Genomic DNA, 12,027 nt, shown 5'->3' with positions numbered 1-12,027 from the left:
ATCATGGCACGCGCTGTCTCGACCAACCGCAAGATGCTGAATACCGCTGTCGCTTGGACAATCGGAATCCTCATCTTCTTTCCAATCCTCTGGACGATCCTGACCAGCTTCAAAACCGAAGCACAGGCGATCGCCGATCCACCTGTCTTCCTGTTCTTTGACTGGACGCTTGAGAATTACGCTGTCGTTCAGGAACGTTCTAATTACATGCGTTTCCTGTGGAACTCGATCATCATCGCCGGCGGCTCGACCATTTTAGGTGTGATCATCGCAGTACCTGCCGCTTGGTCTATGGCTTTCGTTCCGTCCAATCGGACAAAGGATATCCTGCTCTGGATGCTTTCGACGAAGATGCTGCCTGCCGTTGGTGTACTCTATCCAATCTATCTGCTGTTCATCAAACTTGGCATTCTCGATACTCGCGTCGGTCTGGTTGTCGTGCTGATGCTGATCAACCTGCCGATTATCGTCTGGATGCTTTACACGTACTTCAAGGAAATCCCTGGTGAGATCCTTGAAGCGGCACGGATGGACGGGGCCTCCCTAAGGGACGAAATTCTCTATGTCCTTACCCCGATGGCGGTGCCCGGCATCGCTTCCACCTTGCTGCTGAATTTCATCCTTGCATGGAACGAGGCATTCTGGACCTTGAACTTGACTGCCGCAAAGGCCGCGCCGCTGACCGCATTCATTGCCAGCTATTCAAGTCCTGAAGGCCTGTTCTATGCGAAACTGAGCGCGGCCTCCACAATGGCCATCGCGCCGATCCTCATCCTTGGCTGGTTCAGCCAGAAACAACTTGTCCGGGGCTTGACCTTCGGCGCTGTAAAGTAAGGAACAAAACATGGGACGCATACAGCTCAAGCAGGTCAAAAAGTCGTTTGGTGACGTTGAAGTCATCCCGCCTTTGGACCTTGAAATTGAAGACGGTGAGTTCGTGGTTTTCGTTGGCCCATCCGGTTGCGGTAAGTCGACATTGCTCCGCCTGATCGCTGGTCTTGAAGACACAAGCGGTGGCAACATCGAAATCGACGGGAAAGATGCGACCGCATTGCCACCCGCAAAGCGCGGGCTTGCGATGGTGTTTCAAAGCTACGCACTTTACCCGCACATGTCCGTACGCAAGAACATCGCGTTTCCGATGCGGATGGCCAAGATGCCAGAGGCAGAACAGAAAAAGCGTATTGAGGCCGCGGCCAAAGCGTTGAATCTGACTGACTATCTGGACCGTCGTCCGGGCCAGCTTTCGGGTGGTCAGCGGCAGCGCGTGGCCATCGGCCGTGCGATCGTTCGCGAACCTGATGCATTCCTTTTCGACGAACCGCTGTCCAACCTAGACGCCGCTCTGCGGGTCGGGATGCGCATGGAAATTTCCGAGCTGCACAAAAAGCTCCAAACGACGATGGTTTATGTCACGCACGATCAGGTCGAAGCCATGACTATGGCCGACAAGATCGTTGTTTTGCAGGCTGGTGTCATTGAGCAGGTCGGTAGCCCGCTCGAACTTTACCGTGCGCCCAAGAACCTGTTCGTGGCAGGCTTCATCGGGTCTCCAAAAATGAACTTCGTGACTGGTGAAGAGGCAAGTAAACGCGGTGCCCAGACAATCGGTATCCGCCCCGAGCATATTCGCGTGTCTGAAACCGAAGGCGCGTGGCAGGGGACCGTTGGCGTTGCCGAACACCTTGGGTCAGATACTTTCATTCATATCCATGGTGTGCCTGGCTGTGATCCGATGACCGTTCGGGCCAGCGGCGAGGTGTCTGTGCGCCATGGCGACAGCGTCTTTGTCACTCCTGACGAAGCCCAGATCCATAAGTTTGATACGCAGGGACTGCGTATTGCATGAAACGGCTCGACGGCAAGGTGGCGATCGTGACCGGCGGTGCCCGTGGCATCGGTCGCGCGATTTGCGAAGCGTTTGTCGCGGCTGGCGCAAAAGTCGCCGTCGCTGATCTGCTCTTGCCCGAAGCCCAAGAAACGGCTTTAGCGCTCGGTGCGCAAGGTATGCCGGTGGCGGTGGACGTGACCGACCATGCGTCGATTTCGAGAGCAGTTGCCGAGGTCGAGGCAGCCTGGGGCGGGGTCGATATACTGGTGAATAACGCCGGTATCTTCAACATGGCTTCGATCGCCAAGATCACCGTCGAAGACTACCGCCGCCAGTATGACGTGAACGTCGGCGGCACAATTTTTGCGATTCAGGCCGTCGTACCTAGCATGAAGAAGCGCGGCGGCGGTGCGATCATTAACTTTTCAAGTCAGGCCGGCCGCCGTGGCGAGCCGAACATCACGATCTACTGCTCTACAAAGGCTGCGGTCATTTCGGTCACACAGTCCTTGGCGCTAGAATTGGCAGACGACAATATCCGCGTGAACGCAATTGCACCCGGCGTCGTTGATACGCCGATGTGGGACATCGTCGATGCGCAGTTCGCCGAGTACGAAAAAAAACCGCAGGGTCAGAAAAAGCGTGAAGTTGGCGACGCCGTTCCACTTGGGCGGATGGGCGATCCGAAAGACATCGCAGACCCTTGCGTATTCCTTGCCTCTGACGAGGCGCGTTACATCACGGCCCAGACTTTGAATGTCGACGGCGGAAACTGGATGAGCTGACGTGAAACTATCTAATGCCACTTTGAACGCTTTGCCTGATACCGTCCTGCGCCCGACATACGACCGATCGGCGCTTGAGCCCGGGATCGTCCATATCGGGTTAGGTAATTTCCATCGTGCGCATCAGGCCTGGTATCTGCACCGCTTGATGCAACAAGGGCTTGCGCTGGATTGGGCAATAATCGGGGCCGGTGTCCGTCAGAACGACGATGCCCAACGCGTGCGGCTGGAATCTCAGGACTATCTGACGACGTTGATCGAGCTCGATCCCAACGGCCGTTCGGCAGAGGTTATCGGTCCCATGATCGGGTTTGTCCCTGTCGAAGATGGCAATGCAGCACTCATCGCGCAAATGTCCGATCCGGCAATTCGCATCGTTGCGCTGACCGTGACCGAAGGTGGCTACTATATTGATCCGGTATCGAAGGCCTTCGATGTCGACGACCCGGACATGCAGCACGATGCAGCGCACCCTGAACGACCGCGCACCGCATTTGGAGCGATGATTGCGGCACTTAGACAGCGCCGTGACAATGGCACCGGTCCGTTTACAGGGCAAAGCTGTGACAATCTCCAAGGCAATGGAACCATTCTGCGCCAGACCGTCGTTTCTCTTGCACGCATGTCTGATCCTGATCTTGCAGACTGGATTGACGCGAACTGCACCTTCCCAGACTCCATGGTGGATTGCATCGTGCCCGCAACCGGCCCGAAAGAGCTGGAACTGGTCAAGACATTCGGCATCGACGATGCAGCACCCGTGACCCACGAAAACTACCGTCAATGGGTGATTGAGGATGCGTTCTGCGCGGGCCGTCCCCCTTGGGACAAGGCTGGGGCGACGTTTACAGATAATGTGCACGCGTTCGAGTCGATGAAAATCCGTATCTTGAACGGTGGCCACCAGCTGATTTCGGATGCGGGCGAGGTGCTTGGCGTTGAATTCATATCGGGCTGCATGGATCATCCTTTGATCGGCAAATTCTTCCGCAAAGTTGCCGCGCAAGAAATCGCACCGCACGTCGATGCTGTCCCGGGCATGACCGCCGTGTCATATGTCGATCTCATTGACCGCCGTTTTTCTAATCCCGAGATCATCGACACTGTGCGCCGCGTCGCCTTTGACGGATCTTCGCGCCAGACCGGATTTATTCTGCCGACGCTGCGTGATGCGCTAGAGGCAGGCGGCGAAATAAGCGGGCTTGCACTGGGACAGGCGATCTGGGCGCGCATGTGTGAAGGCACACGCGAAGACGGGTCGACTATTGAACCGAATGATCCAATTTGGAGCAAATTGAACGCGGCCGCGATTGCTGCGAGAACGAACCCGGACGCGTGGCTTGAACAGCGTGATCTTTACGGCGATTTGGCTGAACACCAGCATTTGAAGTCCAGCTTTGGCGATTGGCTACGGATGATCTGGAGCGATGGAATGGAAGCAGCTTTACAGAAATATCTCAACACCTGACGTTTATTCCAGACCAACAAATGCCCGTGTGATCGGGCTATCTGCCTTTTCCAGTCCGTCCAGTATCGAAAAATGGTGCTTTCCATCTTCAATGACTAGATTGACCTGCGCGCGATGGCTCTTCCAGCTTGCCTGAAGCGCCTGAGCCTGCCTGATAAATTCCGGCCTTTCATCGCGACCCACCCAAGCGGTCAGCCGTGCGTGCGGGTGAGGTGATGCCAATGCTGTGCTTTCTTGCGTCGCTTCATCATCGGATAGCTGCAGTTGTGCGTTCATGCGCGTTTTCGTCAGCGGACGCAGGTCGTGCAGCCCGCTGATCGACAGGCAGTGCGTGACTCGTTCCATGGTGTGGATCGAAAGCGGTGTATCTTCACAAACCATCCGGCTTGCCAGATGCCCGCCCGCAGAATGGCCGGCCAAGCAAATGGGCCCATCGATGATTTCTGACGCGTATTCGATGGCTTTTCCGATCTGCTGCGTGATTGCGCTGATCCTGCTTTCGGGGGCAAGCGTGTATTGCGGCAGGCACACTGCCCAGCCCAATGCCCGCGCACCCGCGGCGTAGTGGGTCCAAGTGGCCTTGTCCGTCGCGATCCAGTAACCGCCATGGACAAAAACAGCGAGCCCCTTTGGTTGGCCCCCGGGCATCACGACGTCAAGCAGCGCACGTGGCGCATCGCCGTAACGGTGTTCTTGGATTCTGACTCCGCTATCGCGAAACGCGGCGGCATCGGCCATCCATTGTTCAGGCAATCCATCGCTATCGGGAATGTGCGCCATATTGGCAAATGCATCGTCCCAATCAATCATATTGCCCTTTGCGCTGAAAGCAGTCACACCATCTGTCAGCTCATATCTTAGCGGATTGGCAGGGAATGAGAAATCCAGCCTGCGGTCAAAGCTCGATGAATTAGGCGACGCGGATAGGCTTGTTTGGGACGACATCCTTGCGAAATGCATCCTCCTGCACCTGGCGCACGTTCGAAAGTGAAATGCTCATCATGGATTCAAGCGTGAAATAAGCGCGCAAGATCCGAAAGATCAGATATTCCGGGATACAAAGCAAGCCGCGCGGCATGCCGTTCAACAACGTGGCAACCACAGCCATCAACGACGGAGCCCCGAGGAATACGGCAAGAATAGCTTGCCAGATAAGCGGACTATCGGGATTGAATGCGGCGACATATTCGATGATTCCAAAGCAGATCAGCGGGACCAGCATCGCCCGGCGTGCCGAATTGACCAGCATGTACGGGAGCATGATTTTTCCACGGATCGTGATCCAATCGGAATAGATCAAATCGCGACAGCGTGACGAGATATGATAGATTGAGCGGAACCAGCGCATGCGCTGTTCACGCATGTGCTCATAGGCCGAAGGCACTTCAGAGATGTAGCGGATGCGCGGATCAACGACGGATTTGAAGCCAAGCTCGCCAATACGTAGCGAAATGTCTGTATCCTCTCCGTTCATGCCTTCAACAAATCCGCCGAGGTAGCGGGGATGCTCTGTGCGGTAGACCACGAACATGCCGGGAATGCCGACGACCCCTTTGATCGCGCCCATGGCAACGGAATAGAAGCCGTGTTTGACCATCACTTCCAGCAGCCGCGCGCGGTCGAACAGCCCACCACCCGGTGGAATCGGCACACCGCCCACGACTCCGACCTCGGGATCAGTGAAATAGGGGATCGCGCGGCTAAGATTGTCTTCACCCAGCAGCGTATCGGCATCCACACGCACAAGAAGTTCGGTGTCAGCGGCATCAAGACCGGCATTCAGGGCATGCGATTTGCCCGGAGTGGGTACGTCGATGACGCGACCGGTCGCCGCCTCGCAAGCATTCAGCGTGCGTGTCGCGATTTCGGCGGTGTCGTCGGTGGAATTGTTATTCATAATCAGAATTCGCACATCGCCGCCGTAGTGTTTGGCTGCCTTATCCATCGCGTTGATCGTGCGTTCGATGATGTAGGACTCATTATGCGCGGGAACGATGATACTGACGGTCGGTTTGACCTGTGGTGGCCGCATCATGAGCACATCAAGCACCGCAAGAAAGTAGAGCTGCCCGAAGAAGACCGGCAAGAATAGAAAAACGCCGGGGCCGATTCCACCAAGTAAGGCCCATTCGCGCATCGTTCCGACAAGGGGCAAATCTGCATGTGAGGCAAGAACACAAACAGATACAGCGATCCCAAACGTGATGAACAAGCGCAGCAAGGCGCTGCGTTCCCTAGTGGGTCTGTGTTCGACCCTGATGCGCGCCGGCATATGGCCCCATTCCAGTAGTTTCACGGAATAGATTGCGAATCCGAGGATGCCACTGATTATTTCTGTCAGCGACAGGCCATAGCCGTGCCCTGACATGAAGTAGAAGACTGCGTTGATGACATCGAGAATGGCACAAACAAAGAAGAACGTGATCAAAAGATCGAGCCCAAAGAGGAACCGCATCTTCAGCGTTCCTCCTGCGAAGGCCGAAAACGAAATGAAAAATGAGATGATGAAAACGCGTATGGCAACGACGTGGTGCCCTTCGTAGGGCGAAAAGACCCAGTCGTGGTTTGGGAAAAAGCCTTTGAGCGGCGTCAGATTGATCAGAAATAGCTGCCCCAGGGCGACCACGATGAACAACGCGATTGATGCGGGTGCACGCCACTGTGGTACATGACCGGCAAAGCGCTTTGGTGCGCTGTCGACAGAAACAAAGTTGATTTCGGCGCGGTTGTCGGCAGCAGTTGTCATGGTGTCTGCAACAATGAGTTACGGTTCAGATCTAGTGGATCGGCAATTACGGCAAGCGCACCCAGCGCAATGACCGGGTCAGCGCCTTTGAACGCGGCGGCGGGTGTTGCGGTGATCTGGCTGTCGTCGTCGAACCAGACCACGTATGCCGTCTCTGGCAGAGTGGGAAGATCATCGGCATAGTCCGTGCGTCTGACGACCGACAACGTCGCATCCGCTTGAACGACTTGCAGGGTTGAGTCTTTGTCGACCAGCTCTTGAATCAGATCCAGCATCCGCTGTGCTTCGACCAGCGACATGTCCTCGGGTACAGCAAGGGTAACCGGTTGGCGTTGGTTCATGCGGTTCTTGAGCGCCTCTATCCCGTTGTCGAATAGCGTACCGCCACCGATCAGCCGGGTGTCGGGGCGTAGTTCGGCGTAAAGTTGTGGGCCGTTGTTACAGAGCCCGGTCGGTTCATAGCCCGATGTAGCTGTGATTTCGATGACATTACTGTGCGTGATGTCTGCCTCGCGCAGCGACAGCGTCCGCGTCAGGACAGTTGCCCGACCCGGTACGGTTTCGGCGTCGATAATCGACCCATTATGCGTGACGACGATCGTCCATTCAGCACCATTGGGCAGCGGCCCAAGCATCATTTCGTATGCGAAAGCCGTTGGATTTGACTGATGATCTTTCGGCCCGATGCGATACCAATGGCGCCAAGTGGCTGCGCGTTGGAACGCGCGCTTGCCCGCATTTCCGCCTACCTGTGCCACATATTCCGGCCATTCCGGTACGATTTCATCAGTGATAAAAGGTTGGACATCAGACGCAATCAATTCGGCGAGCGGATTGCCTGACAGGGTCTCGCTGTCCGGCGCATCGACAAAACGCACTTGAAAGCCGCGCTGGGCCAGTTGCATTGCGCTGAACCACCGGTCCTGCCGTTGGGCTTCGGACAGCCAACCCGGCCAGCCGATCAGTACGACATTGCCCCAAGCGGCGACCTGATCGCGCGGAGTCAGTTTCTTTTCGTCCACCTGTAAAACTAGGCGGCTGTCCTGTTCGACCTCGATCACGTTCGACCAACCGCCATCAACCGTGCACGCCCCGTCGTCGGCGGGGTTCACCAGCGCATAGCGCACTGCAAGCGCGTCACCGGCTAAATCGTCCGAAGTCAGTCCGATCTCTGCCTTGATGTCGCGCTGGCCAGGACGCAAGAGAACTTCACCGCGCGTCTGGTTGCCGACCAAAACGCGCAAGAGACTGTTCTGATCGTCGCTGATCTGCGCCGCCAAATTCAGTTCAAGCACGCCGGAGACCAGACCAGCATCCTGCGGCAACTGAAAATGCGCTGTCTGCGCGACATTGGAACGGGTCAACATCATCACCCCGTCGGGACGCGCACGCAGCACATCAACCTCAAGGCTTGTTTCCTTGGTATCTGGCTCGACTTCAAAGGTAAGCTGCGGCCCGTTGCCCGCCAACATCTGAGGGACAAGTTCCGTGATGCCAAGTCTTGAAAGGCCAAGCGAGATGCCTGCCAAGACAAAGACCAACAAGGCCAGAATTACCATTCTCATATTCTATCCCACCACGTATAGAACTGTGCGATTTCGGGGCAATCTGCGCCCCGGACGTTGGGGCGCAGATGCTTCGCTTTGCCTATTCGGCAGCGAGCGGCGTTACGACGCCGGGCTTTTGGTTGTCTGTCCATGTGGACACGCACGGGATCATTTCCATGCGGCAACGGTCGGCGTACTTCTGAGAGACCTCCATCGTCTCAGTCAAAAGGCCTTTGGCCAACGTCATGGGTTCGAGCCCCAGATCAATGAAGCCCTTGTTGGATACGACGAGGTCGTTTTCCGCGGCTTCGTTGCGTGGGTTATCAACCATGGCGACCTGCGCGCCGGCCACATCCGCGATCATCGTCGCCAAATCACGCACGCGATGTGTTTCCGTCATCTGGTTCAGGATCTTCACGCGATCACCGCGCGCTGGCGGATTTGCGATAGCAAGTGCAAGGCACTGCACGGTGTCCTGAATATGGATGAAAGCACGGGTCTGCCCACCGGTCCCGTGAACCGTCAGCGGGTGGCCAACGGCCGCCTGCATCAGGAAACGGTTCAAGACCGTGCCATAGTCACCGTCATAGTCGAAGCGGTTGATAAGGCGTTCATCACGACGGGTTTCGTCAGTCTGCGTGCCCCAGACGATGCCTTGATGCAGGTCCGTGATCCGCATGCCGTCGTTTTTGGCATAGAATTGGAACATTAGCTGATCCATGGACTTTGTCATGTGATAGACGCTGCCCGGGTTCGTTGGATACAGGATGTCGCGCTGGAAAATACTGCGGTCGTCGCCTGGCACATAAACCTTGAGGTAGCCTTCGGGAATTTCCAACCCGTCGCCGTCATAGCCATAAACACCCATCGTTCCGAGGTGCACGACATGAACGTCCTGACGCAATTCGGAAATTGCGGTCAGCAAGTTGTGCGTCGCGCCGATGTTGTTATTGACGGTATAGGTTTTGCCGTGCTCACCCTTCATTGAATAGGGGGCTGCACGCTGTTCTGCGAATTGGATAACGGTGTCTGGCTTGATCTGTGCGATCAAGTCACGCAGTCCAGCATAGTCCTTAGCAACATCGATGTTCGAGAACCCGATCGGCGCACCGCCGGTTTCCTCCCATGCTGTCAGGCGGTCTTCCATGGACGCAATCGGCGTCAGGCTGTCGGCACCGAGTTCTTCGTCGATGGCACGACGAGACATGTTGTCCACGATATGCACGTCGTGCCCTTGCGCACTCAGATACAACGATGTTGGCCAACCACAAAACCCGTCACCACCTAGTACGATAATTTTCTTAGACATTCCGCTACCTCTTTTTCGCTGTCTTAAGGGAACGTTAACCATGCGATTTAGGCGCATTCGGGGACCAATTCTGTCAGTGGCAAGGCAATGTTGTGAATTTGGATACATTCTGTTGGTGACGTATCGTCAATGAACTCGCATTTGCTTGGCATTCTTTGACAGGGCAAAGACCACGACCGCTGGACGATCGCGCCGTCCCAATCGACTTGTCGCAAGGCGATTGCTTACAGTGACTGTTTCGCAAGGTGCGACAATTGAACGTTTTTCGTAAAAATTGCTCCTAACTTTCGCCACAAAGCGCGGTCAGATCAAAGTTGTCTAATTCGTAGAAGTGGTGGGACACGGCATGACACTCAAGGGCGACAGGGCGATTCACATCGTTATTTCAGGGGCCTGCAGGCTGGTGGGTCTGTTCGGTCTTGCAGTGTTGCCTGTAATGGCAGTGGCCGACGATCAGTCATTCAGCGCTAGCACGACGCTTGGTTTCGGTCGTGCCGGGCAGCTTATGGATGAAGATGGCACCATGCGGGTCTCATTCGAGAATGCGCCGCATCTGTATTCGACGGCCTTAGTCGAAAACAAGTTGCCCGATGGTGCAAAGCTGACGTATGGCGCTGATCTCGAGGTCACTGGCAATAAGACCGCGCATGGAGTGTCAGGTAGGCAGGCAGGGCTTTCTGTCACCTATCAGCAGAAATTCGGAGAGGACAACGCCTGGCAATACCGCGTCATAGGCAACGTTGACCGCTCACACTCAGAAGGCAGTTGGGATTATCACCGCGAACGTGTTGGCGTGCAGCTGCAGTATCGGCATAGCCCAAAAGTAATGTCGACCGCGATGGTCCGGTTCGGCTATCGCGAGCAGAACGAGGATCGCCTTGCCGGCTTTGACCAGTTTGAATACCTCGCCCAGCTCACCCATATGGTGCGTCCGAACAAGGATCGGTTTGCAATTTCAGGCACGGTATACGCAGAGGCACGCCGCGCCGATCTGGAGCGCTTTAGCTATGACGAATTCGGATTGCGCCTGATGATACGGGTGCCGCTGTCAGAGCAGACAGAGGTCACGGCACGTTCCACCGTCTACAATCGCGCTTACCTGGACGCCTTTTCCAGCAGTGATCCTACAACTCGCGAAGACGATCGGGTAAAAGCAGTGCTGGAAGTCGATCACACTTTGAACGAGAAATACTCTCTCGCCGCATTTGTCGGATGGGATGAAAATGTATCAACGATTGCAGAACGCGCGCATGGCGATGCAACTGTCGGGTTCAGCGTCACCTACAACTGGCGGTAGTTTCGCTAACTCGGTTCTTCGTAGTGGCGATCGGCCTATACATCCAAGTTCAGAAATCTTTTCGCCTTTCGGTGATCTGATAGATACCGCTGGCTACCCAGACAAGCTGCCCTATTTGGGCCTGTCGCCCGTGATCGACGGATCGGGGAAAGTGCGGAACGCGAAGAATAATTCGTTGAAACGCCTTACGTTGTTGGATGAAGTCGCAGCGGCATATGCCGGTTTACGTCCTTGTAAAGCAGGTAGCGGAACCTGCCCGGACCGCCCGCATAACAGGCCTGCGGGCAGAAAGCGCGGAGCCACATGAAGTCACCGGCCTCAACTTCGACCCAGTCTTGATTAAGCCGGTAGACTGCCTTGCCTTCGAGCACATAAAGCCCGTGTTCCATAACATGCGTTTCCAGGAAAGGGATCACAGCACCTGGTTCGAAAGTGACGATGTTGACATGCATGTCGTGACGGATGTCAGACGGATTGACGAAACGGGTCGTGGCCCATTTCCCGTCTGTTCCTGGCATCACGTTCGGCGTGATGTCATTTTCATTGGCAATCAAAACGTCTGGTACCGCGATACCCGGAACAGGCTGATAAGCTTTGCGGATCCAATGAAAGCGCAAGTTATCATCAGCCTTATTGTGCAGTGTCCAATCCGTTCCGGGCGGCAGGTAAGCGTAACCACCCTCCGATAGTGTGTGCTCTTGTCCTTTGATGGACAGTGCTGCACTGCCTTCGACGACAAACAGCACGGACTGCGCAGTTGGGTCGCTTTCTGGCTGGCTGGATCCACCCCCTTTGCCGACTTCCATGATGTATTGGGAAAATGTCTCTGCAAAACCGCTGAGCGGGCGCGCAATCACCCACAGGCGCGTATTTTCCCAGTGCGGGAGATAGCTGGTGACGATGTCACGCATTGTCCCTTTCGGGATCACGGCATAGGCGTCAGTGAATACGGCGCGATCGGTCAAAAGCTGATCTTGACCGGGATGTCCGCCCTTTGGGGCATAGTATTTCGCCGTCATCGCCACTCCCATTGTCTGCCGTTGT

10 protein-coding genes are annotated in these 12,027 nt (G+C 55.7%); 5 read left to right on the top strand and 5 right to left on the bottom strand.

From position 1 onward, the window contains the following. The first annotated feature begins 3 nt into the window (after window positions 1–3). The 4 genes from BMY44_RS11285 to BMY44_RS11270 are packed head-to-tail and all read left to right on the top strand — an operon-like array spanning window position 4 to window position 4,084. The gene (locus BMY44_RS11285) at window positions 4–834 is read left to right on the top strand and encodes a carbohydrate ABC transporter permease (protein WP_089994084.1); all 831 of its coding nucleotides are present in this window, start codon (window positions 4–6) and stop codon (window positions 832–834) included. Window positions 835–844: 10 nt separating this feature from the next. Next, window positions 845–1,849, top strand: coding sequence for an ABC transporter ATP-binding protein (locus BMY44_RS11280; RefSeq protein ID WP_089994081.1), 1,005 nt, complete (start codon window positions 845–847; stop codon window positions 1,847–1,849). After that, complete coding sequence (locus BMY44_RS11275; protein ID WP_089994079.1) at window positions 1,846–2,616, top strand: L-iditol 2-dehydrogenase; 771 nt, start codon at window positions 1,846–1,848, stop codon at window positions 2,614–2,616. The genes BMY44_RS11280 and BMY44_RS11275 overlap by 4 nt, the downstream gene beginning before the upstream one ends. Window position 2,617: 1 nt before the next feature. Then, a complete protein-coding gene (locus BMY44_RS11270; RefSeq protein WP_089994076.1) occupies window positions 2,618–4,084 on the top strand; it encodes a mannitol dehydrogenase family protein in 1,467 nt (488 codons plus the stop codon). Window positions 4,085–4,087: 3 nt separating this feature from the next. Here the strand turns inward: BMY44_RS11270 and BMY44_RS11265 are convergent, their stop codons facing one another. From BMY44_RS11265 to BMY44_RS11250, 4 genes are all read right to left on the bottom strand, one after another. Further along, window positions 4,088–4,894: an alpha/beta hydrolase gene (locus BMY44_RS11265; RefSeq protein ID WP_089994868.1), complete on the bottom strand. Its 807-nt coding sequence runs from the start codon at window positions 4,892–4,894 to the stop codon at window positions 4,088–4,090. A 100-nt stretch (window positions 4,895–4,994) separates the two neighbouring features. Further along, window positions 4,995–6,830 (bottom strand): glycosyltransferase family 2 protein, encoded by a 1,836-nt coding sequence (locus BMY44_RS11260; RefSeq protein ID WP_089994075.1) that lies wholly within the window; start codon window positions 6,828–6,830, stop codon window positions 4,995–4,997. Continuing rightward, a complete protein-coding gene (locus tag BMY44_RS11255; RefSeq protein ID WP_131801601.1) occupies window positions 6,827–8,395 on the bottom strand; it encodes a hypothetical protein in 1,569 nt (522 codons plus the stop codon). Before BMY44_RS11255 ends, BMY44_RS11260 begins: the two co-directional genes overlap by 4 nt. 82 nt (window positions 8,396–8,477) lie before the next feature. Beyond that, on the bottom strand, window positions 8,478–9,686 hold the full coding sequence (locus tag BMY44_RS11250; protein WP_089994071.1) for an NAD-dependent epimerase/dehydratase family protein: 1,209 nt from the start codon (window positions 9,684–9,686) through the stop codon (window positions 8,478–8,480). Between the two features lie 346 nt (window positions 9,687–10,032). On the opposite strand from BMY44_RS11250, the gene BMY44_RS11245 reads away from it, so the two are divergent. Continuing rightward, window positions 10,033–10,983: a hypothetical protein gene (locus BMY44_RS11245; protein WP_089994068.1), complete on the top strand. Its 951-nt coding sequence runs from the start codon at window positions 10,033–10,035 to the stop codon at window positions 10,981–10,983. A 185-nt stretch (window positions 10,984–11,168) separates the two neighbouring features. Here BMY44_RS11245 and BMY44_RS11240 read toward each other — a convergent pair whose 3' ends face one another. Further along, window positions 11,169–12,002, bottom strand: coding sequence for a bifunctional allantoicase/(S)-ureidoglycine aminohydrolase (locus BMY44_RS11240; protein WP_089994865.1), 834 nt, complete (start codon window positions 12,000–12,002; stop codon window positions 11,169–11,171). Window positions 12,003–12,027 lie beyond the last annotated feature (25 nt).

The sequence above is a fragment of the Cognatiyoonia koreensis genome (assembly GCF_900109295.1).
GTDB lineage: Bacteria > Pseudomonadota > Alphaproteobacteria > Rhodobacterales > Rhodobacteraceae > Cognatiyoonia > Cognatiyoonia koreensis.
The sequence above is the reverse complement of the archived record's forward strand: the minus strand, read 5'-3'. Positions and strand labels throughout refer to the sequence as shown.